Origin of the sequence: Methylotuvimicrobium alcaliphilum 20Z (assembly GCF_000968535.2) — a bacterium.
GTDB classification, from domain to species: domain Bacteria; phylum Pseudomonadota; class Gammaproteobacteria; order Methylococcales; family Methylomonadaceae; genus Methylotuvimicrobium; species Methylotuvimicrobium alcaliphilum.
The window spans coordinates 3,958,026-3,980,411 of the sequence record NC_016112.1; the positions used below are offsets into that span (position 1 = coordinate 3,958,026).

The 22,386-nt window shown below is 49.5% G+C and carries 24 protein-coding genes; 10 read left to right on the plus strand and 14 right to left on the minus strand.

Translation table 11 applies throughout. The annotated features are described in order from the left end of the window. Positions 1-37 precede the first annotated feature (37 nt). Positions 38-691, plus strand: a complete 654-nt coding sequence (gene rpiA / locus MEALZ_RS16820; RefSeq protein WP_014149855.1) for a ribose-5-phosphate isomerase RpiA — start codon at positions 38-40, stop codon at positions 689-691. Positions 692-910: 219 nt separating this feature from the next. Then, positions 911-1,336 carry a hypothetical protein gene (locus MEALZ_RS20820; RefSeq protein ID WP_014149856.1) on the plus strand — a complete coding sequence of 142 codons (426 nt, stop codon included), beginning with the start codon at positions 911-913 and terminating at the stop codon, positions 1,334-1,336. Between the two features lie 97 nt (positions 1,337-1,433). Here MEALZ_RS20820 and MEALZ_RS16830 read toward each other — a convergent pair whose 3' ends face one another. The 11 genes from MEALZ_RS16830 to MEALZ_RS16880 form a co-directional block, all read right to left on the minus strand. Next, positions 1,434-2,363 (minus strand): vWA domain-containing protein, encoded by a 930-nt coding sequence (locus tag MEALZ_RS16830; protein ID WP_014149857.1) that lies wholly within the window; start codon positions 2,361-2,363, stop codon positions 1,434-1,436. Positions 2,364-2,515: 152 nt separating this feature from the next. Then, a complete protein-coding gene (locus MEALZ_RS16835) occupies positions 2,516-3,076 on the minus strand; it encodes an MxaK protein (protein ID WP_014149858.1) in 561 nt (186 codons plus the stop codon). After that, positions 3,073-4,056 (minus strand): vWA domain-containing protein, encoded by a 984-nt coding sequence (locus MEALZ_RS16840; RefSeq protein WP_014149859.1) that lies wholly within the window; start codon positions 4,054-4,056, stop codon positions 3,073-3,075. The genes MEALZ_RS16835 and MEALZ_RS16840 overlap by 4 nt, the downstream gene beginning before the upstream one ends. After that, positions 4,053-4,976, minus strand: a complete 924-nt coding sequence (locus MEALZ_RS16845) for a hypothetical protein (RefSeq protein ID WP_014149860.1) — start codon at positions 4,974-4,976, stop codon at positions 4,053-4,055. The genes MEALZ_RS16840 and MEALZ_RS16845 overlap by 4 nt, the downstream gene beginning before the upstream one ends. 405 nt (positions 4,977-5,381) lie before the next feature. Continuing rightward, positions 5,382-6,236: a DUF58 domain-containing protein gene (locus MEALZ_RS16850; RefSeq protein WP_014149861.1), complete on the minus strand. Its 855-nt coding sequence runs from the start codon at positions 6,234-6,236 to the stop codon at positions 5,382-5,384. Between the two features lies 1 nt (position 6,237). Beyond that, positions 6,238-6,864 (minus strand): hypothetical protein, encoded by a 627-nt coding sequence (locus MEALZ_RS16855; RefSeq protein ID WP_014149862.1) that lies wholly within the window; start codon positions 6,862-6,864, stop codon positions 6,238-6,240. A gap of 568 nt (positions 6,865-7,432) precedes the next feature. Further along, positions 7,433-8,449: an AAA family ATPase gene (locus MEALZ_RS16860; RefSeq protein ID WP_014149863.1), complete on the minus strand. Its 1,017-nt coding sequence runs from the start codon at positions 8,447-8,449 to the stop codon at positions 7,433-7,435. Positions 8,450-8,809: 360 nt separating this feature from the next. Beyond that, on the minus strand, positions 8,810-9,094 hold the full coding sequence (locus MEALZ_RS16865; RefSeq protein ID WP_014149864.1) for a methanol dehydrogenase [cytochrome c] subunit: 285 nt from the start codon (positions 9,092-9,094) through the stop codon (positions 8,810-8,812). 18 nt (positions 9,095-9,112) lie between these two features. Next, complete coding sequence (gene moxG / locus MEALZ_RS16870; RefSeq protein WP_014149865.1) at positions 9,113-9,586, minus strand: cytochrome c(L), periplasmic; 474 nt, start codon at positions 9,584-9,586, stop codon at positions 9,113-9,115. A gap of 16 nt (positions 9,587-9,602) precedes the next feature. Then, positions 9,603-10,448 (minus strand): methanol oxidation system protein MoxJ, encoded by an 846-nt coding sequence (gene moxJ, locus MEALZ_RS16875; protein ID WP_014149866.1) that lies wholly within the window; start codon positions 10,446-10,448, stop codon positions 9,603-9,605. 80 nt (positions 10,449-10,528) lie between these two features. Then, on the minus strand, positions 10,529-12,337 hold the full coding sequence (locus MEALZ_RS16880) for a methanol/ethanol family PQQ-dependent dehydrogenase (RefSeq protein WP_014149867.1): 1,809 nt from the start codon (positions 12,335-12,337) through the stop codon (positions 10,529-10,531). A gap of 307 nt (positions 12,338-12,644) precedes the next feature. Here MEALZ_RS16880 and MEALZ_RS16885 point away from each other — a divergent pair, with 307 nt between their 5' ends. Continuing rightward, positions 12,645-13,301, plus strand: a complete 657-nt coding sequence (locus tag MEALZ_RS16885; RefSeq protein WP_014149868.1) for a response regulator — start codon at positions 12,645-12,647, stop codon at positions 13,299-13,301. Positions 13,302-13,547: 246 nt separating this feature from the next. On the opposite strand, the gene MEALZ_RS23985 is transcribed toward MEALZ_RS16885, so the two are convergent. After that, positions 13,548-13,649 (minus strand): hypothetical protein, encoded by a 102-nt coding sequence (locus MEALZ_RS23985; RefSeq protein ID WP_219732438.1) that lies wholly within the window; start codon positions 13,647-13,649, stop codon positions 13,548-13,550. A gap of 370 nt (positions 13,650-14,019) precedes the next feature. On the opposite strand from MEALZ_RS23985, the gene MEALZ_RS16890 reads away from it, so the two are divergent. Genes MEALZ_RS16890 through MEALZ_RS16900 form a run of 3 tightly spaced genes read left to right on the plus strand, consistent with a single transcriptional unit; the run spans position 14,020 to position 16,017 of the window. Further along, on the plus strand, positions 14,020-14,439 hold the full coding sequence (locus MEALZ_RS16890) for a carbonic anhydrase family protein (RefSeq protein ID WP_014149869.1): 420 nt from the start codon (positions 14,020-14,022) through the stop codon (positions 14,437-14,439). 24 nt (positions 14,440-14,463) lie between these two features. Beyond that, positions 14,464-15,588 (plus strand): ISAs1 family transposase, encoded by a 1,125-nt coding sequence (locus MEALZ_RS16895; protein WP_014149870.1) that lies wholly within the window; start codon positions 14,464-14,466, stop codon positions 15,586-15,588. A gap of 24 nt (positions 15,589-15,612) precedes the next feature. After that, positions 15,613-16,017, plus strand: a complete 405-nt coding sequence (locus MEALZ_RS16900) for a carbonic anhydrase family protein (protein ID WP_223842325.1) — start codon at positions 15,613-15,615, stop codon at positions 16,015-16,017. A gap of 253 nt (positions 16,018-16,270) precedes the next feature. Here the strand turns inward: MEALZ_RS16900 and MEALZ_RS16905 are convergent, their stop codons facing one another. Then, entirely contained in the window at positions 16,271-16,801 is a 531-nt protein-coding gene (locus MEALZ_RS16905) for an SRPBCC family protein (protein ID WP_014149872.1), read from the minus strand. Positions 16,802-17,544: 743 nt separating this feature from the next. Here MEALZ_RS16905 and MEALZ_RS16910 point away from each other — a divergent pair. From MEALZ_RS16910 to corA, 4 genes are all read left to right on the plus strand, one after another. After that, positions 17,545-17,811 (plus strand): hypothetical protein, encoded by a 267-nt coding sequence (locus tag MEALZ_RS16910; protein ID WP_014149873.1) that lies wholly within the window; start codon positions 17,545-17,547, stop codon positions 17,809-17,811. A 75-nt stretch (positions 17,812-17,886) separates the two neighbouring features. Further along, positions 17,887-18,012 (plus strand): hypothetical protein, encoded by a 126-nt coding sequence (locus tag MEALZ_RS23825; RefSeq protein ID WP_269844348.1) that lies wholly within the window; start codon positions 17,887-17,889, stop codon positions 18,010-18,012. A gap of 61 nt (positions 18,013-18,073) precedes the next feature. Continuing rightward, on the plus strand, positions 18,074-19,477 hold the full coding sequence (locus tag MEALZ_RS16915; RefSeq protein ID WP_014149874.1) for an MBL fold metallo-hydrolase RNA specificity domain-containing protein: 1,404 nt from the start codon (positions 18,074-18,076) through the stop codon (positions 19,475-19,477). Between the two features lie 191 nt (positions 19,478-19,668). Next, positions 19,669-20,739 carry a magnesium/cobalt transporter CorA gene (corA, locus tag MEALZ_RS16920; RefSeq protein ID WP_014149875.1) on the plus strand — a complete coding sequence of 357 codons (1,071 nt, stop codon included), beginning with the start codon at positions 19,669-19,671 and terminating at the stop codon, positions 20,737-20,739. A 374-nt stretch (positions 20,740-21,113) separates the two neighbouring features. Here the strand turns inward: corA and MEALZ_RS16925 are convergent, their stop codons facing one another. Beyond that, positions 21,114-21,950 carry an FkbM family methyltransferase gene (locus MEALZ_RS16925; RefSeq protein ID WP_014149876.1) on the minus strand — a complete coding sequence of 279 codons (837 nt, stop codon included), beginning with the start codon at positions 21,948-21,950 and terminating at the stop codon, positions 21,114-21,116. Positions 21,951-22,386: the final 436 nt, after the last annotated feature.

The window sequence follows — 22,386 nt, forward strand, 5'->3', positions numbered from 1 at the left end:
CATTAACCACAACCATTAACTCAATAATAAAAAAGCTATGACACAAGACGAACTCAAACAAAAAGTAGCCTATGCAGCCCTTGATTACGTCAAAGGCGTTTCGATTGTCGGCGTTGGAACCGGCTCGACCGTGTTCCACTTCATCAATGGCCTGGCCGAGATGAAATCGGGTATCGAAGGCGCGGTATCCAGCTCCGAAGCCACCACGGCTCACCTAAAAAAAATGGGCATCCCGGTTCTGGATTTGAATGATGTCGGCACGCTCGAGGTCTACGTGGACGGCGCGGATGAAATCGATCCGAATAAGAAATTGATCAAAGGCGGCGGCGCCGCATTGACCCGCGAAAAAATCATCGCCGGCGCCAGTAAGAAATTCGTCTGTATCGCGGACGGCTCCAAGCGCGTCGACGTGCTCGGCAAATTCCCGCTACCGGTGGAAGTCATTCCAATGGCAAGAAGTTTCGTAGCTAGAGAAATAGTCAAACTGGGCGGCCAACCGGTCTGGCGGGAAAACTGCGTGACTGACAACAGCGGCCATATTCTCGATGTGCATAACCTGAACATCGTCGACCCAAGCGAACTGGAAAAAACCATTAACAACATTCCAGGCGTCATCACGGTCGGCATTTTCTCACTGCGTCCGGCCGACATCGTACTGGTCAGCGAAGGCGAAGAAATCATTACTTTCTAAGCAACACTTCGGGCGGCGAATCAAATTTTATATCGTTCGCTGCCCGAAATTCCCAATTGCTTTGCATAGACGACAACACTCAACTAACCCCAAAAATTCAAAATCAATAAATTCTAATCCATGCATTGCGCCATTGATTACGTTAGAATCAAACTTCACTCGCATTCGACAGAACTCTACTGTATGCGGCTGCCCTCTAACACACGATAGGAGCGCATTATGAAAACCAAACCCTTACTAATTCTAACGACCCTTATCGCTATAACTGGTTGTGGTAATTCCGACGATACGGCAAAAGTTGAAAAAACCGACACCTCAACCAAACCGATCAAAAAATCCGTTTCCGAAGCCACCGAACCCGTAAAGGAAATCACCAAAGAAGCCGCAGAAGCCGCGCAAGAGAAAACAAAAGAAGCATTGAAAAAAGCCGACGAGACAAGGTCTCAAGCCGTCGAGGAAGTAAAAGAATCGGCCGAATCAGCTGCCGAAAGCGCTTCTGAGGCGGTCGATGCGACCAAAGAAGCCACGGAAGATGCCGCCGAAAAAGCCAAGGAAGCCGCCCAATCCGCTGTTGATAGCCTGCAGGAATCCACATCGAAGGTAATCGAAGAAATCAAACCGGATGACGGCGATAAGTCCGAGTAAGCCTCGCTATCGACAAACATCTGCGCACAAGGATGTGCAGACACGAATCATCGAAACGCACCCTCCCGTTTCTCAATTTCTCACCAACCTACCGCCGTCAAACAAACACCGCCAACAACAAAACCAATGCGGCAAGCGCCGCGCGCCAGCGGACATCGTTTTCGACTTGTTTTTGTTCGGCCAAATCGGCGGCTTGCAGGGCTTCTACGAGCGGTTGACTAGCGGTCAACCGATGGTATTGCAAACCGGTTTCGGCACTTAGCTGTTGCAAATAAGCTTCATGCAAAGAACTCAGGTGTTCGTTACCGGCCACGGCTTCGCTACCGAAAGGGGCATTGCGGGCGTTGTAACCTTCGATTTCTTCAGGGTTCAAATTGGACAGACCGAAAGTCGAACGATGCGGCACATCATCGGCATTATAAAACCCCTCCCGCTCACCCCGGCTGTTGTATTTCGGTATCGGCGCCGGCTCCATGCCGCCGACGCCGACCAGCAAGCCCTTCAAGGAGTCCTTAACGCCTGAAAAATCCGACCTATAGCGCGAATTGACCGGCGGAGCTTCCTGGCCATCGGTCATGAATACCAAACGACTGCCGCTGTCTCGGCGCATTTCCAAGGTATTCAACAATCCTTTGGCGATTCGGCTATCGGCGGCCCAGGCCATGCGCCAATCCAACGCTGCAATCGCGACATCGATCTCGGCAAACCCCGAACACACCTCAACCGGCTCGAACAAAACCGTCGAGCGCCGCTCGGTAAAAACGCCCAATCCGACTTTCGATTCGCACGGCAACTTCAACAACAAGTCGCGCAAGCTTTGCTTAACGAACTCCAAACGGCTCAACGCTTGGCCGTCTGCCTGGTAATCCTCGACATTCATACTGCGCGTGATATCGATAATGAAGGTCAAATCAAAAACCGGGCTTTTGCGTTGTTCGCGGGGGTGAATGAACAACACGGCAAGCGCAATGCTTGCCGCAGCCAGACACCAAAAACGGTAATCCTTGAAGGTTTGTCGTGAATACATAAAATTCGATACCTATTGTTTAATTAACGCCCGAGCCGCTTTTTACCGCCACCGATTAACTTCATCCAAACTACGCCGCTCTCACCATTCACACTTCACAACCACCTACTCAACGCCCACAGCTCACCGCTAACTGCTGACCACTAACCAACTCAAGGCAAACCGCGAGGAAATCCCGGCACCGTCGTCCATAACTTCGACTTTTTGCTCTCGGGTCCGTCATCGCCGATGTTGACGCGGTTCATTTCGGGCAACAGCCGCATGGCGACTTCGAGATTGTATTTCGCATCCCAAAAGCCACTGTTCAAGGCCAGGGCCTGACGATAGGCTTGCTTGGCAAGCCCGGCCAGCGGTAAAGCTTCATTGAAATTTAACGCCTCGGTTTGCTCAACCGCTTGCGCCAGATATAAATTACCTAGGTTATAACGGATTTTGGTTTGCAATACCGGCCCGCCCTGGTCGATAATCAAATTCAAGGTCGCTAACGCCTCGTCGTAACGGTGCATTTGTCTCAGATAAATCGCGCGGGCCAGGCGTACCTCGGGCTGTGCGCCGATCACCTTCTCGATGGCGATATCATGACCCGACAACAATTTTGCTATCCATGCGTTTTCGCGTTCGATTCGATTTAAAGTCCAGAGCTGGACAATGACCGACAAACAAGCGGCTGCAAACAACGACCAACCCACACCTTGCCGTAACGACACCTTCATCTTCGCACCTCGCAACTTTTCAAAACCAATAGCAACAACACTAAAATGACGGCCCAGCGATAACATAATCCGGATAAATCCTGTTTCGGAATCCGCTCGAAATAATGCAACGGTCGGTTTTCCAAGGTATCGATATCGGCTATCGCCTTTTGCACCGCATCGGGATTTTCGGCTTCGTAAGCCTGATAAGGCACATTGAGACTCTTAAAAAACAAATGTAGATAACGCTCCGGCATCGCATCGCTGTTATCGTTTCTAAGATCTTCGGGCACATCGAATATGCCGGGACTGTTTTCGGTACGCAAAAACACCCAATACAAGCGGATTTGCTGTTGCTTGATCAACTGTCTCAAGGCCTGCTCGCTGTCGGGGTCGATCGCCGCCGCGCCATCCGAAATCAACAATAATATCCGGGAACCGGTCAACGGCTGCTGTTCGAAAAACGACGCGGCCAGACTCAATCCTTTGCTGATGTTGGTGTAAGCCAAAGCCGGCGCGGCCGTCGCGGCAATCGCCGCCTGCACGGCCTGTTTATTTTCGGTCAGCGGCATCACGAACAACGGCGAGGTACTGAACGCCGCGACGCCGATCCGGTCATGCTTGCGTTTTTCGACGAACTCAGTCAACAAGCGCCGGGCCGTTGCCGATTTCGATTCGTTCGAACCGTCCGGCGCCCTACCGGCGAAGGTATCGTCCATGCTGCGGCTGCGGTCGAGCAACAACACGATATGCGCGCCGTGCCCGATGCGCTCAACTTTTTGTTCCTTCAAATATGCGCCGGACAACCCAAGCGATAAGGCCGCGACGACCGACATCCCGATGACGCGTAAGAGCAACGCCAACAAACCGGACAGCCAGTCGGCAGGTACGATCGCGAGCCATGAATAGGCCGAAGGTGCCGCTCCGGTCTTAAGCAACGGAAACACCATCAACAACAACCCTGCCAAAGCCCAGGGCGTTTCGAAAGCGATATCGCTCACCGGCCGCCTCGCTCGACTTCACGGCATAAGCGGCATAGACGCTCTATCTTGCCGAAATCGTCCCGCCCGATATCGCCGTAACCGGCAAAAAAATAGCGATTGGACACCTCGAAAAAAGCATTCAACTCATCGGCCAATTTACGATAATCGGGATGGTTTCGATAAAACTCATTCAGCTTGTGTTGAAACAAAGGCTTGCGGTTCAATGTGTTAAGTGCATGATGAACCACGCTCAAGGCCGATGCGATATCCCGTTCGGGCAAGCGCGCCAATTGCCGCTGAGCCCGCTTGAAAATACCGCGTCTCGGCAAGCCCGGAAGATAGCCGTAAAGAAAGGCCAGATAAAGCGCGCTCAGCAGCACGATCAATAGACTCGCATACAAACGACTCACGGTTTCGCGATTCGACAAGCGGGCCGGAGGCGCATCGGGGCGCATATATTCACCGGCATCGTCTTTCCGGACCGCCAATTCGCGTAACGGCGAAATCGTGAAATGCCAAGACGGAACGGCTTGCTCGATCGCTTGCCCTCGTTGATTAAAGGTGATCGAAAACCCCGGAATCGCCAGCATCTTGACTTCGAGCGGTGCGTAAAAAACCTGATACCGTATATCGACAACATGGCGCATGCCTTGGCCGGTCTTGCTTTGCGAATGTTCGACCCGGTTGACCGTCAACCATCTATTCAACTCGCCCTGCTTCGGCAAGGTATTGCCATTCAATTCGATGCCGGAGCGCGTATCGATAACGATACGATGCGCGATTTCATCGCCGATGACATAACCGAACGGCTTCGGCGTCAAAAACTCGAAGCGACTGACCGACTGTTCCAACGATCCGGAACAACCGCTGATCAAGACCCCCAGTAACAACATCAACCTCAGCATGACTTCCCACGCGCAGCGCTCATCGTTATTCATTAGTTATAGATACCCTCTTGTAAACTTAGCCAATGTGACCTCGATACCATTAATTGTCACCTAACGTTCATGAAGGCCCGGCCATCGCCCCAACAAATGAAAGTTCGGGCGTGTTGTGGGGAGGGTACGGCATTTTCGTTGCTAACCTTTTGCATATCGAAAAATTAGATAAAGAGTCCAAATCTAAGAACTTTCACAGTAACGTTCTCGGCAATGACATCGCGATCAGGGGATCGCTCCCACAGAGCATCAGGCCCTTGTGGGGCGCGACACCTTTATGCCCCTTGCCCCTCTCACCTCTCACCTCTCACCTCTCACCTCTCACCTCTCACCTTTCACCTTTCACCTTTCACCTTTCACCTTTCACCTTTCACCTTTCACCTTTCACCTTTCACCTTTCATCTTTCACACCACTCTCTGCAGAAAATAATTCGTCAATGCCGAAGCTTCGTAACGACCTTCGATAAAAACCGGTTCCGCACCCTTGGACCTGAGCCCATGCCGTAACCTATCTCGGCGCTGCTCGTAAGCCTCGATGATTTTCCGCTTCAACCCGGGGCGCATCAGCAAGGTCCGGGTACGCCTGTTTTCACTGTCTTGAAACTTGACGATGCCCCACTCCGGCAAGTCGGCATATTCGGCCGGATCCCACAACACGAGCGGCACGACCGCATGCCTGCCGAAGAGACCGGCAAGACGCGACAATCGATTCAGATCGAAATGAAAATCCGACAGCAGAAAGACCAAGGACCGCCGCAGCGGCAAATAAGGCTCGACCTGAAACAGGCCGTTGCCGCCCTGCCCGCTTCGAACGCGAGACAAATCCCGAGCCAATTCCTGCACGCGGCCCATGCGTAAGCCTTTCGGAAACAGCCATTTTTTTTCGATACCATGTCCGCAGCCGATGAAACCGAAATTGTCGCCGGATTCAAAAGCCGATTGCGCACAAGACAGTAAAAAGTCTGCCGCGATCTGTAATTTCGTGGCCCCTCCAGGAATGGACATCGACGCGGACAGATCGGCGATCACGAGCACGTCGATTTTGCTGTGCTGTTGAAAGACCTTGACCCGGTAATGATTGAACGGATCGAGCAGACTGGCCCGTAAATCCAAACGCCTCGGATCGGGACTTGCCAACAACGACTCATGCCGCTTGAATAACTGTCCGCTACCGACCATTTGACCGGGATGAGCGCCGGGAATCGCGCAATAACCCGGGTGCGCCAAACGGTAGTGGAAAGTCTCTATCGCTAACGTCATCTCATTGACTCACGATCAGATAAACCGCGATACCGGTGAAACAACAGTATCCCGGAGCGGTGTATTTGACCGGCGCAGTCATCAGCATTTGTACGACGCCCGAAAAACTTTTATCGTCGCGGTTGAAAATGGACTCGCCCAACATCCAGAGCGCCGAATTCAGAACGATCAGCACCAGAATTGTAAAAATGCCGACATCGCTGAATAAAAACGATTTGCTCGCTAGCAAGACGGTTTTATCGGAAGCATGCAGCAAGTTCGCGAACAAGATGCCGATCATCAATGCGCCCTCGTCGAAGGCTACGACGAAAAACGTGTAGGTCAGACGTTGCAAGGGACCGGCGACTTTTTCGACGGCGCCGAAATAGCGCGTCATGAAGAGAAACGGCAGGCTGAAACAAAAAAACAACAAACCGATATCGGCCAAGAGCACCCAAAAACGGTAACCGACTGCATCGTTCACGGCGCCGGTGAAGTACGCGGCATAAGGCACCGCCGAATAATGATCGAGCGCGCTGGCGATCAGCGCTCCGGCAAAGCCCACGCCCGACCAAGTCAAATACATTTCCACTAAATGACTGACGCCGGCCTTCGGCACAGCCGATTCGATCCATTTTTTATAATTCATCGGGTTGCTTAGTTAACTTGTTTATTGTTTTTCCGGTTCCCAGGGTCATCAGTGCAAACCCATACATTAGCTGCCGAGGCAAGACCGGTCTGCATTCCCACGCTGGAGAGACTGTGAAAGTATTCAATATTATGAAATAACCATGAAGAGCATGAAGTTACATGAAGAATTAGGCTATTAACTTTGGGGGATTTTTCTTCACTGCCTTCATGTTCTTCATGGTGAATAAATTTTTTATGATGTATTTGCCAATACTTTCACAGCCTCTGGAGCGTTGGGAACGAGGAAGCTTGGCCAATGCGACTTCGATATCGTTTATTGTCGCCCAAGCTTACCGGCTTCGAAATCGCGATCTGGGGATCGCTCCCACAAAGGACTCCATTCATCTTTCATCTTTCATCTTTCATCTTTCATCTTTCATCTTTCATCTTTCATCTTTCACCTTTCACCTTTCACCTTTCACCTTTCACCTTTCACCTTTCACCTTTCACCTTTCACCTTTCACCTTTCACCTTTCACCTTTCACCTTTCTTCTTTCACCGCTTATCGCTTACCGCTTCCCAAACCCTCAAGGCGCGGCAATCGCCTCCAAAATCCTGTCGATCAATTCGGGCATCAACTCGTCTTTGCGATAGGCCATGATCGGATTCAGAAAAATGCGGTGCGCCATTATCACCCGGTAAACCGCTTGGACATCCTCGGGCAGCAATACCGTGCGATTCTCGAGCCAGGCACGGACTTTCGCGGCGCGTATCAGATAACTCATGCCCCGAGGGCTGGCGCCCGCCTGTATCAATTGAGACATATCGACATCGCTCAGACCGATCCCGTATCGGCCGGGCTCGGCAGCCGCCTTCCATAGATCGAGCGCGTATCGCCGCAATGCAGGACTCGGTTCGATCGTTTGTTGAATCTGAACGGCCCATTCGTTGAGTTGATAATAAGGAATTAGGCTACTGTCGATTTCGCCGACCAAGGCATCGACATCGTGAAAGCGCTGGTTGAACATCAAATCATCCAAAACGGTATCGTCATTCGGCGTCTCAATGCCGATTTCCATCAAAAAGCGGTCGCGTGCGGCGGCCGGCAATTCGAAGGTTTCTTCTTTTTCGACGCGGTTGCGGTCCGCGAATACTTGAATATGTGGAAAAAGATATTCCCGATTGAATGCGCCGACACTGCGTTCGGCCATTACGCGCAGCAGCAGCGAGTGCACCTGCGGCCGGGCGCGGTTAATTTCGTTAAAAAAGAAGGTCGAGAGTTGCTCGCCTTGTTTCAACAACGGCCCCGGGTCGACGCAAGGCTTGCCGTCACTGTTTAAATACGTGTAATAAATCAGATCGGCCGGCATCAAATCGATCGTACCCTCGATGCGCTGATACTGTCCGCCGAGCCCTTGCGCGACCGCGCGCAGCAAGGTGGTCTTGCCGACGCCGACATTGCCTTCGAGCAAGACGTGCCCGCGCGCGAATACCGCGATCACGATATTTCGAACCGCTTCTTGCTGGCCGATCACGACTCGGTTGATTTGTTGCTCGAATTGCAGCGCCTTTTCGCGCCAATCGTTCAGTAATTTGTCTGTCATGGCAGAGATAAAAAAGGCCCCATCCAGCCTGCAGCTTTCAGGGGCGAAGTCATATTAGTCTTCAAAGATCACGATGGAATCGGCGGCATCGAGATGTCGCCGATTCCGAGGGGGAGTCATATCGGTCATCAAATCCGATAAGTATTCTTGCTTGTATGCATGCGCATAAAACAAGAATGCATAAAGCTATTAATCCTATAAAAAGCATTTCACCATGAAGAATAGGAAGTTAATTCAATAACTTATTACTCGTTTGTAGAGAATTTTCGCTCACCAAAAAGGTTAACGAGAATGCTTAGGTAATTCCTTGAAATCCTTCATGTACTTCATGTACTTCATGGTTAAACTGCCGAATTTAGGTTAATTGATTTCTTCTACGTCATAAACAAACCTGCCGGTTTTAGACAGATGCTCCGTTCGTTTCTGATTGCGGGCTTCCATTTCTTTGATCGACTGCGCTTGCTTATTCAGTTCGTTCGGATCGTGTTTCGGGTCGTATTTACTACCCGCTACCTTTTCGGGGAAACCCGGCTTCGGCTCCCAACAAACACCGGGTTCCTTACAGTTAGTTCCGTCGTAGGCCATGACGGAAGACGACAAAGAAACCGCGAAACCTGCGGCACTAAGCAATAATGTTTTTTTCATCGTGTTAACCTCGCTGTTTTATTTAAGCCATTTGGCTTTACTAGTATCGCCAGTGTAGATGCTGCGAATGAACGCCATGATTTTCAGCATTTCATCGGTGTTGAAGTTGACATATTGCGGCCCCATCATGCCTTGCGCGCCGCCGAATAAAATTTCGAACAAGCCCTTATCGGTCTCTCCGCTAGGATAAGTCCAGTAGTCGTCGGCCAAAGCCGGGCCTAGCTTGCCCTCCGCTTCATGGCCGTGACAACCTGAACAACCGGTCATATAAAGACTTTCCCCTTCAGCAATCACTTCTTCGTTACCGTTATAAGGATTCTTTCCGTCTTGCATGAACTGCTTGAACGCTTCGGTATCGCCGCCTTTTTTAGCGAAGCTCATATCCAGCTGTTCGCCGGTAATCGCATTACGCAAGGTAATTTCGGCATGGGCCGCAGTGCTTATCAAAGCCGTTCCGGCCAAAATACCGGCCAGTAGTTGTGTTAATTTCATTGTTATCTTTTCCTGTTTATTTTGATGCCAACGCCGGTGCGGGTTTCGAAACAAGTGGTATGCCCTCGGCGCTCAAAATTCGATCGATGTCTTGACGGCGCTCGGCCAGCGCCTGATTCAACTGTTCGAGCAATTTAGTATCTTCCTTGCGCACGCCCATTGAGGTGCTGTAGTGAAAACCGACTTTCTCGCCGTCGGCGCGGACGTTATTGTCCGGAATGACCGCCATCGTCAGAGGCGTCGCGGATTCCTTGACATAGCGAGCAGCGGAAGGCCCCCACAACACCGCGACTTCGGCATTACCAGAGGTGACTTCGCCGACCAGCTTCGCCGGATCGTATTTTACATATTGGTTCCGGCGCGACTTGAAGCCGACTAGTTCATGCATGTAGTTGAATTGGTCGTTGTAGCGTCCAATCTTGCGCATCATCACTTCGGCCGGGGTGCCCGGAATAAAGGCGATGCGCTCGGCATTCATCAATGCATTGCTATCCCAGCCATGAAGATCCAAACCGTCCTTCGCCCGAGTGATGAAGACATAACCCGACCGATAATATGGCTTGGTCGTCAGCACGCGCGGGTCGCCGGTATCCATGCCGATCACAACATCGCACAAACCTTTATCCAAATAATCGCGTACGAAATAGCGCGCATCGGTCCAATTAACATATTCGATCGGCCGCCCGAGCGCCTCGCCGACGACTTGTGCGATCTTATTTTCGAAGCCTTCGCCTTTTTTGTTCGCATAAGGCATTTCGTTTTCAGCATTACACACTTTCAGAGGCTCTTCGCTTGCATGAGCCGAAGCCGACACAGCCAAGCCAATAGCCAACGCAGTCAAAATGTCATTCAATTGTTTCATTTAGCCCTCTTTATGTAGGCCGGGCTAGCCCTCGCCTAGCGTTAGGTAAGAGACGTAACCCGACATTCATGCCTCATTTATTACAACGAGAATACCATCACGCCGCCGCCCATTTGGGTGTGATGCGCCAACTCCTTAAACGCACCGACCGCGCCTAAACCGGCAGACGGGTCTTTCAGATCGAAGACCAAGCCGACACCTGGCCAACCGCCGACTCCATAATAAATCGCGACATATTGCTTACCTTCGTGTTTATAGGTAATCGGATGACCGATCACGCCGGAAGGCAGCTTGAATTTCCATAGTTCTTCGCCGGTTTTCGAGTTCAAGGCCTTGATGTAGCCGTCCAACGTGCCGTAGAAGACCAAGTCGCCGGCTGTTGCGGTCGTGCCGCCCCAAACCGCGAATTTCTCCTGAACTTCCCATTCGAACTCGCCGGTCACGCCGTTCATCGCCTTGACTTGACCTAACGTGCCTTTCGGTCCCGGATACATGTTCAACGTCGCTCCGACGAAGAATTGGCCGGCCCGATAAGGCAACATAAACGGCTCCCAATCCATGCAGATGTGGTTGACGCCCATGAAGAACAATTGCTTGTTCGGATCGTAGGACTCGATGCCTTGGTTGTGATAACCCATTGCCGAAGGACAGATGCCTTTCGCTTCGTGATCCATGCGTGTCGAATATTCAGGATCGCGTACCGGCAGTCCGGTTTTCAAATCGACATGCTTGACCCAGTTGACTGTGTTGTCGATCTTGAACGCGTTGACCAGGTCGCCGTTTTCGCGGTTTAGCGTATAGACGATACCGTTACGGTCCGGATGGGTCAGCAACTTGGTCATCTTACCGTTGACCTTCTGCTCGGACAGCCCCATGTAATTGACGCCGGCATAATCCCATTCGTCGTGAGGCGTTTTTTGATAGCCGAATTTCGCTTCCCCGGTCTCGATATCGCGGCCCCAGATCGTCATGGTCCATTTGTTGTCGCCGGGACGCATCGTTTCGTTCCAGGGCGCTGGGTTACCCGATCCGTAGTACAGCATTCTCAAGTCAGGATCGTATGCATACCAACCCCAGTTCGTACCGCCGCCGATTTTCCAGGCATCGCCTTCCCAGGTTTTCAGCCCCAGACCGAACTGCCCGTAATGCGGATTGGCCTTGTTGAAGTCTTTCGACAGCTTGATGTCTTCGTCGGGACCGGTCGCATAGACGCGCCAGGCTTGTTTGCCGTCTTTGATGTTGTAGGCGGTCGCGTATCCGCGAACCCCTAATTCGGCGCCGGAAGTGCCGACGATGACTTTATCCTCAGCGACGAACGGCGCCACAGTCAGCGTCGAGCCCATCGCGATGTCGGAGTTTTCCATTTTCCATAGCAGTTCGCCGGTTTTCGCATTCAATGCGACGACATGTCCGTCAAGCTGATTCAAAAAGATAGTCGCCGGATAATCCTTGCCTTGCGGCGCATAAGCCAAGCCGCGGTTGACAACGTCGCAACAAGCCACCGCGCGTGCGGCCGGGTTTTGCTTAGGTTTGAATTGCCACAGAATTTTATCGGGGTTATTCAGATCGATCGCAAAGACATTATTCGGATAGGGCGAGTGTACATACATAATGCCGTCGACGACCAGAGGACCGCCTTCATGACCGTTCAGAACGCCGGTTGAAAATGACCAGGCCGGCTTCAGGTTTTGTACATTCGTAATGTTGATATCGTACAACTCGCTATAGTGAGTCGAGCTGTAATCCTTGGTCTGCATGACCCAATTGGTATTTTGTTTAGACAACTTATCTAACGCTTGATTGGCCTGCGCCGGCTGTGACGCGGCCAGCAAGACACTCGACACTAATGCCGCCGCGCCCCAGAGTTCGCGTTTTTTATGGTGTTGCATAATTCCTCCAGATTGATTTATCGCATAATGTCGGCGCGGCCCTCTAATAATCGCGGTGTTTGTTGTTACAACCGGCTTAGCTTGATCAAGGCGCATAACGAATCATTCATAGAGGGCAGCGCACGGACGGTAATCATACGGAAGGAGCGGTACGCGACGTTACGGAATACGGCACATAGAACTCGGGAAAAACGCTAAGAAAAAACCGGGAATATATCCCGCATGTTTATTTCAGGAAAAGCTCCCATGGCTTTACTGTTTAATATCCGACATTATTCCCGATTTAATTGTATGGAGAAGTAACAACGTGTCGGATAAGATCGATGTCTTGCTGGTGGACGACCATGCCGTGGTTAGGGCCGGTTACAAAACCTACCTTTCACTGTCGAATAGAATCGGCGATATTTACGAAGCCGACAAGGGCGAAACCGCTTGCCAACTCTACACTCAGTATCAACCGGATATTGTCGTGATGGACTTGTCTATGCCCGGCATCGGCGGTTTCGAAAGCATAAGACGTCTAATGGCGCGCGATCCGAATTGCAAAATCTTAGTGTTTAGCATCCACAATGAATTGGTCTATGTGACCCGAGCGATCAAGGCCGGAGCCAAAGGCTTCATCACTAAAAACAGCGTTCCCGAGACGCTAGTCGCGGCGGTCTGCCAAATCGCCGGCGGCGGCAGCTATGTCGAACCCGAACTGGCCCAACAATTAGCCTTTAATATCGCCTCCGAAAAAGACGAATCGGAACAAATCAGGCAACTGTCGCCGCGTGAATTCGACGTGTTTTGCTTATTGGCTAGAGGCTATACAACGCGCAAAGCGGCTGAGAAACTCTGTTTGAGCTACAAGACAGTGTGCAACCATGGTACGGCGATCAAGGACAAACTCGGCGTCAAATCGGTCGCCGAGATGACCCTACTCGCTAGCCGGCACGGTATCATCGACAACCTGGCGCACTAATCTAAAACGCCGAAGCAGACTTAATTTGACAGAATTTTCAGTATACAATTACACTCATCTTAACGTTTATTCTCATTCAGATTGCGTTGATATTATTAGCCCACGCAACCGGATCCGGGAAATCTGACCGTCCGGGATTGCAGGGGGGGGGGCTTTTGGAAACATGCTGCATGGTCTGATAACCGTTTGCCACGAAATCGGAAACGACGGATACAGAGAAAGTTATTGGCCTAAAACAGGCGTGCGCTAGATTTCTATCTCGACCGAGGCACATAATTGTTCGAAGGCTTTTTTCTTGTCCGGGTCGATCAGAACGGTCAGTCGTGCGGTTTTGGTTTTAGCTTCTATGGTTTCTCTCGAATTTAATTGATGATAATCAAATTATACTTTCGCACTTCAAATTTCGGCAGTGCCGGAGGAGGACTTGGGGTGTTCTGCCCCTCACCTAGCGCGAGGTGAGGGGCAGCATGGAGCCTACATGGAGTTATTTACCCAACACCTAAATAAGCCATGATTTTGAATCATTGCCAAAGACCTATGGAATTTAGGTGCTGAGTTTACGGCGCCCTTTGACGGGCAACCCCGAGGCCGAATTTTCATCTACGATGAGTATATAATGCATTGAATACGACTCGACACAACCTAAACCCTCAAATACGAACCTCATGCGACTAAAACCGGCATTATCGACAACTTATCAAATCGGAATGAGGTCACTATGCCCTTACTAAAACAGCCATTGAAACTATCCCTAGGAGCGGCAATTACTTTATTGGTAAGCGCCTGCGCTACCGACCGCCATCCAACTAAGACCGACTGTACCGAAGCTCGTGAAAAGACCTACTATGCACTGCCGGGCCTCGATCACGGACACATCCAATCTCCGATAAACATATTGACCGGCGAAGTCGGCGAAAGCAGTCGGCATCGTATCACGCTGCACTTTCAGGATCACTTCCGCGCAGTCGAAAACCTCGGACATACCGTTCAGGTCGATTTCACACCGGGCAGCACAATTCAAAGCGATGGCAAAATCTATAGGTTTCGACAACTGCATTTTCATACGCCTTCCGAGCATTTACTCGACGGCGTGACCAGGGCAAACGCATTAAAAATACTGTTAAAACATAGAGTTTAGAGGTATCGTATCGGAATTTTGCGTATGTTACCAACGGACTGCAGTTTAATTAAGCACTTTTCCAACGTGACTGATCCCCGAATTGAACGTAAGAAACTTCATCAGTTGATGGATATCATTGTACTCACTGTTTGCGCCTCGTTAAGCGGTGCTGAGGGTTGGGAAGCCATTGAAGAGTTTGGCCATAATAAATTAGATTGGTTAAGGCAGTTTGTACCGTTAAAGAATGGCATTCCATCGCATGATTGCTTGGCGTATGTCATTTCTCGATTGTCACCGAAAGAATTTCAACGTTGCTTTATAGATTGGGTGAACGCCATTCGCGAAGTGATACCCGATGAAGTGATTGCGATAGATGGCAAAACCGCACGCCGTTCGCATGACCGCAAACGCGGCCAAAATCCGTTGCACATGGTCAGTGCCTGGGGTTGTGCGAATGGATTAGTGCTCGGCCAAGAAGCGACCGAAGAAAAGTCGAATGAAATTACCGCAATCCCGAAGCTATTGGCTTTGCTAGAACTCAAAGGTTGTATTGTGACCATTGATGCCATGGGCTGCCAGCGCACGATTGCTGAGCAAATCGTCGATCAAGGCGGTGATTACTGTTTGGGCCTGAAAGGCAATCAAGGCGAATTGCATGAAGCCGTCGAGGATTTTTTCAACACGGCCAAGCAAGCGAATTTTAACCACGTCGAATACGCTTATCACGAAGAAATCGACAACGACCATGGGCGTTTAGAAACCCGCCGTTATTGGATTACCGAGGAGCTTTGTACGCTCCCGAAAACGGAGCTCTGGAAAGAATTACGCAGCATTGGCTTCGTGGAGCGCGAATGCCACATCGGCGATAAAGTAACAATCGAGCAGCGTTGTTTCATTAACAGCATTAAAGCCGATGCGCAGCTATTTGCGCGGGCTGTGCGCCATCACTGGGGTATTGAAAACCAATTGCACTGGCGCTTAGACGTGGTCTTTCGAGAAGATGACAACCGAATTCGAAAAGGTAATGCCGCCGCGATTATGACCACCATCCGGCATATCTGTGTCAATCTGTTCCAGCAAGAGGAATCTAAACTCAGCATGAAAAAGAAAAGACTCAAAGCCGCCTGGAACGATCGCTACCGCGCTAAATTGCTGTTAGGAATGTAATTTTAATGCGTTTGCCCTGACGGCGTGACATTTCCGATGGAAATGCATATCGTCAATTACGCGCCGCCGCTAGATGAGACAGAAATACCGCACTACCTGATCATCGGCGTGCTGTTCAAGATGGGCAAGAAAAATGCGTTCATTCAGGAAGTATTGGACAGCATTCCCGCTCATGAACACGAGACAACCTACATCAAGCACGACTCGGTTCATCTAAAAGATTTATTCATGGAAAATATCAACAGAGAATTCAACAACTTCTACTACTACAAAGGCTCGTTGACCACGCCGCCCTATACCGAATCGGTCAATTGGTTCGTGCTGAAGCACATCATCGAAGCCTCCCCCGAGCAGATAGCGAAGATCAATCGTATCGAAGGCAACAATGCGCGTCACATACAACAAAGACATAACAGAATCGTCGAATAAATAACGAACCTATCGCGATTAAACTGATTTTGGCTATCAGCATAAGCAGCATTTTCAGAAATCTTAGCGGTCTGACGCCCCTCTGGATTGACTCACGACACGCCTTAAACCCTCCATGCCTGAAATTTAGGGCATTATCAATAAAACCGAAACAATTGGACAAGTTCATATCAATGACCCTAGGTCATCGAAAAAACCGCATTGATCAAGACTAAGTGAGCCGAGCACAGTATCGCAGCCTACTTTATGAACATCAATTTTCGACAACCTTTTTCAGGCTGGCCAAACCGTTCTTGAAATACTGTGTCATCGCTTTGACCGCCGCTTCGTCACTCAAATGCTCGGGTGGTGTGTTGCCGGTATCGCCGCGATAAAACCGGCTTTTCAAGGTCACGATGCTACTGCTATCGCTCTCGCCCGGAGCAACTTGCAGTTCGATCGAATAGGAGCTGACCGGTAGCGCCTTGATATTCTCCTTGTTCAGGCGGTAACTGTATTCGCGGTTTTCGTCGCTGTAATAATCGAGCTCATCGACGAGTTGTTCGCCGTCGGTAAAAGTCAGCGTGCGCTTGCCGCCTGATTCGTGCTTACCGTCGCCCTCGCTTTTTTGTATATCGTCATGCCAATCCGCGATTGAACCGAATTGCTTGACCGCGTTCCAAACCTTATCCGCCGGCGCCTCGATGGTAATACTCTCTTTGGCTTTTTGCGGTGTCGGTCCGTGCGCCAAGGCAGCCACAGGAAAAATCAGGAAATTGAATAGAATAATCAGTAACTGTTTCATAGTCGGTAATAAGTGATGATAAATCGCTCATTATCGGCCAACGCCCTGCATCGGCATTGAGTAAACTTCCCGTTAGTCATTAGGATTTTTTCCGTTTCAACCCCATGCGCATCAGTAATTCTCAGTTTGAACATATTTTCGCAATTTAGGGTGTGGAGCATGCCTGTCGAGGAACGCCGTGAACCCGTCCATGGGGGCTTGACGACGGCTCCCTGCCGCCGACATCCTCGCCAAGCATGCTCCACACCCTTTTTTTATCCTCAAATTGGGAATTGCTGCCATGCGCATCCCGCTGTAAACACATACAAACCGAATGTAGCATAGCGAAGTACGGAAATGGCGTGGCTTCGAACCTCCCCGGATTGCACTACGCTCCATCCAGGCTACGCCGCTTTCACCTTTCACCTTTCACCTTTCACCTTTCACCTTTCACCTTTCACCTTTCACCTTTCACCTTTCACCTTTCACCTTTCACCTTTCACCTTTCACCTTTCACCTTTCACCTTTCACCTTTCACCTTTCACCTTTCACCTTTCACCTTTCACCTTTCACCTTTCACCTTTCACCTTTCACCTTTCACCTTTCTTCTTTTAAAATTCATTCCCAAACCCTAGAAGAATTGGATTATACTCAGATTGCTAACAAAAACCCGAGCCACCTATACGTACCGACTGCTCGGTCTTTTTTCCGGGCTCACTTCTCCAGCGCAAAAAACGACGACAACACAATGAGGAGAGAATACTATGGACCTTTTGAAAGACTTGGAAAGCCTATCCGAAAAAATCAAACAACAACGCGATGAAATCGCTGTTCAATTAAATCTTGCCGGCAAGGAAGCGAAAGACGAATGGCAGTATACCGAAAAAAAATGGGCCGAATTAAAACACAAAGCCGAAGAAATCAAAGACGATACCAAGGAAACAACCGAGGAATTAATATCGGCGACCAAAGTCATTGCCGATGAACTGACCGAAGCCTACCAACGTATCATTGATCGTATTAAGAAATAATTAAAGCCTGCGGTGGACCGTCAAACTGTCCACCGAACCAGCTAAGGATTTCGTGACAAATAACTTCCCAGAATCATGAGCTTTCTAGCAGATTCGGTAACTCGCTTGACAGGACGCCGTAAATACATCCTTGTAGGCTTGGCGGCGGCTTTCCCTGCCGCCGACACCTGTCAAGCGAGTTACCGAATCTGCCTACCCTAAATCAAAAAATAGGGAAGTTATTTATAACCAAATCCTAAGACCGTCACAAATAGAAAGAACTATGAATAAACTCACTTTTCTCGGCGCCACCGGCCAGGTGACTGGTTCCTGTTATCTGTTAGAATCGAACGCTAAACGCATTTTGATCGATTGCGGCATCTTTCAAGGCGGCAAAGCAGCCGACAAGCAAAACCGCTCCCGATTCCCTTTTAACCCATCGAGCATCGATGCGGTCGTGTTATCGCACGCTCATCTTGATCACTCGGGCCGTTTGCCGCAACTTTATAAAGACGGTTTTAGAGGCGATCTTTTCCTGACCGAAGGCAGCGTTCGTCTGGTCGAACTATTACTCAAAGACGCCGCTTTACTACAGCTGCGCGATACTGAGTGGGAAAACAAACGGCGCCAACGTTCCGGAAAAAAATTGCTCGAACCTCTCTATTCGCTCGAAGATGTCGAAGCCCTGCTGAAACTTCGCAAGCCCATCGCTTATCGCAAACCGACTGAAATCTTCCCTGGCTTGTCGGTCACTTTTCATGATGCCGGACACATTCTCGGATCGGCGATTGTTGAATTGAAATCAAACGACGGCCCGCAACAAAAAACCTTGGTCTTTTCCGGCGATCTCGGAAATCCGCATTCGCCTTTACTATACGACCCGGAACAACTCACCGAAGCGGATATTCTGCTATTGGAATCTACATATGGCGATCGCGATCACAAACCATTAGATACGACGCTCGACGAATTACGCGAAATACTTATCGCAGCTCAAGACAACGGCGGTAATGTGATCATTCCGTCATTCGCGGTCGGACGCACTCAAGACTTGATTTATTGGCTCGGTAAACTTTATCGGGAAGGCGCGCTGCCGCAACAGCAGGTATTTCTCGATAGCCCGATGGCGATCGAAGCCAGCAAAATTTACGACGATCTTAGCCACTTGTTCAACGACGACGACCCCGAATTCAAACACATCGCCAAACGCAAAAACGGCTGGCAAACCTGGCTGCCGAATCTAATCTATTCCGAATCGACTGAAGACTCAATGGCGATCAACCGCATCGTCGGCGGCAGCATCATCATCGCCGGCAGCGGCATGTGTACCGGCGGACGCATCCGCCATCATCTTAAATACAATCTCTGGCGCCGCGATGCGCATGTCGTATTCGTCGGCTTTCAGGCACAGGGCACCCTGGGGAGGACCTTAATCGAAGGTCAGAAAAACTTGAAAATTTTGGACAGTAAAATCCATGTGCAAGCCACTATTCATACGCTCGGCGGCTTGAGCGCACATGCCGATCAAAGCCAATTGCTTCGTTGGGCCTCGGTATTCAAAGACCCGAAGCCGCGGTTGTACTTGATCCACGGCGAACTCAATGCCTCGCATTCGTTACGCACATGTTTTCACCGTACCGGCTGGGACGCTACGCTTCCCGAAGTCGGACAAACCATTGAGTTTTAATTTAGGGTAGGCTGGTTCGGTAACTCGATTGACAGGTGTCGGCGGCAGGAAAAGCCGCCGCCAAGCCTACAAGGATGTATTTACGGCATCCTATCAAGCGAGTTACCGAACCCGCTAGAAAGCTCATGATTCCAGGAAGCTATTTGTCACGAAATCCTTAGACAACGCATGATGAATCCTCTCGATAGCCGATGACCCAGCCCTTCTCTTTAAGCAGTTCTTCCGAAAAATTCGGTCTTGCGCCGGGCAGCGTCATCCATGTCGGCGAAAGACTGGAAACGGCCGGTAAAATCAAACTGATCGAATTCAGTAAAGACATCTTGATCGAACAAGAGATCAAGACCGTTTCGGAGTTGACTCCGTCGAAAGACAAACCTACCGTTTCATGGTTCAGCATCACCGGTCTACACGACGTCGAGTTGATCGAACAACTCGGGAAAGAGTTCGCTATTCACCAACTGGTACTGGAAGACATTGCCAATACCCATCAACGGCCCAAAGTAGAGGAGTTCGACGATATTATTTTTATCGTGCTCAGGGTCATACGATTCGACGCGGAATCTCTGACTTTCGATAACGAACAGTTCAGCTTAATACTCGGCAGTAATTTCATCTTGACCTTTGAAGAATCGGAATCGGATCTACTACATCCGATAATCCGAAGAATCCAAAACAGCCGGGGGAAATTTCGTAGTCAGGGTGCGGATTATTTGAGTTACAGTATTATCGACTTGGTCGTGGATCACTATTTTTTGATCGAAGACAGTCTGGATGAAATTGTCGAAAACCTCGAAGATCAATTGCTCCTTTCGCCCTCGCCCGACATGCTGAATACGATTCAAAAGTTGAAACGAGGCATGATTTTCGTTCGAAGAGCGGTTTCGCCGCTTAGAGAGGTTTTGAACGGTCTGCTTCGTTCGGAATCCGACCTAATACGCGATACGACCAAAGTATATCTGCGCGACGTTTACGACCATACGATTCGCGTCGCCGAGGGACTGGACACTTACCGGGATTTGATCGCCGGCCTGCTGGAAATTTATTTGTCCAGTCTCAGCAATAAAATGAATGAAGTCATGAAAGTATTGACCGTTTTTGCGACGATTTTTATACCGCTAACCTTTCTGGCCGGCGTTTACGGCATGAATTTCGATTACATGCCGGAACTGAAATGGGCCTGGTCTTATCCGGTATTCTGGTCAATCAGTCTGGCTACGGCAATAGGCTTGTTGGTTTTCTTCCGGCGTAAGAAATGGCTTTAAAAACATCAATGTATTGATATTTTATTCGGGTGCTGATGCAGAAGAATGTTTATAGCTTGTTTTTTATTACCATGAAGGGCATGAAGATAATGAAGGGAAGAGAGTTGAGGGCTTTATGAACTGTCCCAATATCAGATGAGCTCAATAGATAAACTCAATGCAGTAATACGGCGCTTTCAGATACAGTTAATGACTAATAAATATCAAAACAATGGCGGGACTGGAGTGCTGATAAAGCCTGCACTCCAGCGGCAATAATGATGACATAGGCTGTTAATGGTTAGGCACTCATTTAAATTGAAAACGCTGTATCTTCAAGTCCTTCATGCGCTTCATGGTAAAAATAAATAAAATTTTTTGAAATCAGCACCCTTTTATTCGTCTTTTTCCAGAAAAGCGTTGCCTCTTGTTTGCTTGACGAGACGATAGCCCTTTTCAAGCATGAGCTCGACGACATCCGTTTCCCATTTATCTTTGTGACAATCCTCGATGACAATTCGTATCGGCCAAAGCGACTCGGGCGCATGCAAAAAAAACGGCGCTAAGGCTCGATCTTCGTAACCCTCAATATCGATTTTTAATGAGCTAATTTTATCGATACCTTGCATTAACAAAATTTTCTCAAGCGGAAGAGAAGGTAGCGTTATTTCTCCGGCAGATGCCGATGGCGCAAGCCGACTGGCCCCGCCTAATACGCCCGTTGAATAAAAAGACACATCGCCTTCTTCGCCGACACAAACCGGTATGACTTCGATCACAGACTCTAACCCATTGAGCTCAACATTCTTTTTTAACAAGCTCAAGGTCGGCGGGTTCGGTTCGATTGCCAGAATTTTTTTAAACCCTTTTTGCGCAAGACTCAGGGAGTAATAACCGGTATTCGCCCCCACATCGACAAAACACGAATTTAGCCCCGAGCCTCGTTCAGCTAGAAATTCGATCTCTTCTTTATCATAAATTTTTGAAGATGTGAGAATTTTTTCATCTGTCGTATTATTGAGAATATCCAATCGATACCGGATACCTTGCTTCTCATAATCGACAAAATGCCAACCCGACTTTTTCCATTGTCTAGCCACCCATTTCCTTAATTGACCTCGGCTTGCCCCTAATACGGCAATCAACCTCAAAACCCTCGTTGCCGCAGTTGGCGCATAATGCCCCCAAGGTTTGTCTAGCGTCTTCAGCTCGGTTTGTTGAGTTTCCTTCATAAAGAATTTCCAATAATTTATCAAAATAAGACATCAGTTCCACCTGGGATGCCCGCTTGTTGATCAACCTAAATTCGGTAATCCGTCCACGAAAATCAAGACATACACGAAAGTAATCATACAGTCACATAAATATCTTGAATCACCCATTGGGTAAGCAACTTGGAAGTAAGTATTCTGCCCCTCTCCGCTGTTTTCCAAACTACGGTTTGGGAAGCCCTTCACGTAAGCTCTTGCTTACCGGTTTCGAGAAGCTTGAGCTTCTCGTATTGCATTCCCAAGCAAAGAGCTTGGGAACGAGCGAACTCTTATTTTCCTGGAGAGGGCTGAATACTTACACTTGGAAAGTATAACAATTTGACTATTTTCGTGTGTTTCGTCAGCAATTCCCAGTTTGAGCATTTTCGCCGATCTTAGGGTGTGGGGTATGCCTGCC

Bases quoted from the DNA above. Each gene is read 5' to 3' on its own strand.
- moxG (WP_014149865.1), bottom strand. From the start codon at position 9,586: ATGAAATTAACACAACTACTGGCCGGTATTTTGGCCGGAACGGCTTTG.
- MEALZ_RS16915 (WP_014149874.1), top strand. From the start codon at position 18,074: ATGAATAAACTCACTTTTCTCGGCGCCACCGGCCAGGTGACTGGTTCC.
- MEALZ_RS23825 (WP_269844348.1), top strand. From the start codon at position 17,887: ATGAGCTTTCTAGCAGATTCGGTAACTCGCTTGACAGGACGCCGTAAA.
- MEALZ_RS16830 (WP_014149857.1), bottom strand. From the start codon at position 2,363: ATGTATTCACGACAAACCTTCAAGGATTACCGTTTTTGGTGTCTGGCT.
- MEALZ_RS16860 (WP_014149863.1), bottom strand. From the start codon at position 8,449: ATGACAGACAAATTACTGAACGATTGGCGCGAAAAGGCGCTGCAATTC.
- MEALZ_RS16865 (WP_014149864.1), bottom strand. From the start codon at position 9,094: ATGAAAAAAACATTATTGCTTAGTGCCGCAGGTTTCGCGGTTTCTTTG.
- MEALZ_RS16905 (WP_014149872.1), bottom strand. From the start codon at position 16,801: ATGAAACAGTTACTGATTATTCTATTCAATTTCCTGATTTTTCCTGTG.
- rpiA (WP_014149855.1), top strand. From the start codon at position 38: ATGACACAAGACGAACTCAAACAAAAAGTAGCCTATGCAGCCCTTGAT.
- MEALZ_RS16835 (WP_014149858.1), bottom strand. From the start codon at position 3,076: ATGAAGGTGTCGTTACGGCAAGGTGTGGGTTGGTCGTTGTTTGCAGCC.
- MEALZ_RS16855 (WP_014149862.1), bottom strand. From the start codon at position 6,864: ATGAATTATAAAAAATGGATCGAATCGGCTGTGCCGAAGGCCGGCGTC.
- MEALZ_RS16910 (WP_014149873.1), top strand. From the start codon at position 17,545: ATGGACCTTTTGAAAGACTTGGAAAGCCTATCCGAAAAAATCAAACAA.
- MEALZ_RS20820 (WP_014149856.1), top strand. From the start codon at position 911: ATGAAAACCAAACCCTTACTAATTCTAACGACCCTTATCGCTATAACT.
- corA (WP_014149875.1), top strand. From the start codon at position 19,669: ATGACCCAGCCCTTCTCTTTAAGCAGTTCTTCCGAAAAATTCGGTCTT.
- MEALZ_RS16925 (WP_014149876.1), bottom strand. From the start codon at position 21,950: ATGAAGGAAACTCAACAAACCGAGCTGAAGACGCTAGACAAACCTTGG.
- MEALZ_RS16845 (WP_014149860.1), bottom strand. From the start codon at position 4,976: ATGAATAACGATGAGCGCTGCGCGTGGGAAGTCATGCTGAGGTTGATG.
- MEALZ_RS16880 (WP_014149867.1), bottom strand. From the start codon at position 12,337: ATGCAACACCATAAAAAACGCGAACTCTGGGGCGCGGCGGCATTAGTG.
- MEALZ_RS16850 (WP_014149861.1), bottom strand. From the start codon at position 6,236: ATGACGTTAGCGATAGAGACTTTCCACTACCGTTTGGCGCACCCGGGT.
- MEALZ_RS16890 (WP_014149869.1), top strand. From the start codon at position 14,020: ATGCCCTTACTAAAACAGCCATTGAAACTATCCCTAGGAGCGGCAATT.
- MEALZ_RS16895 (WP_014149870.1), top strand. From the start codon at position 14,464: ATGTTACCAACGGACTGCAGTTTAATTAAGCACTTTTCCAACGTGACT.
- moxJ (WP_014149866.1), bottom strand. From the start codon at position 10,448: ATGAAACAATTGAATGACATTTTGACTGCGTTGGCTATTGGCTTGGCT.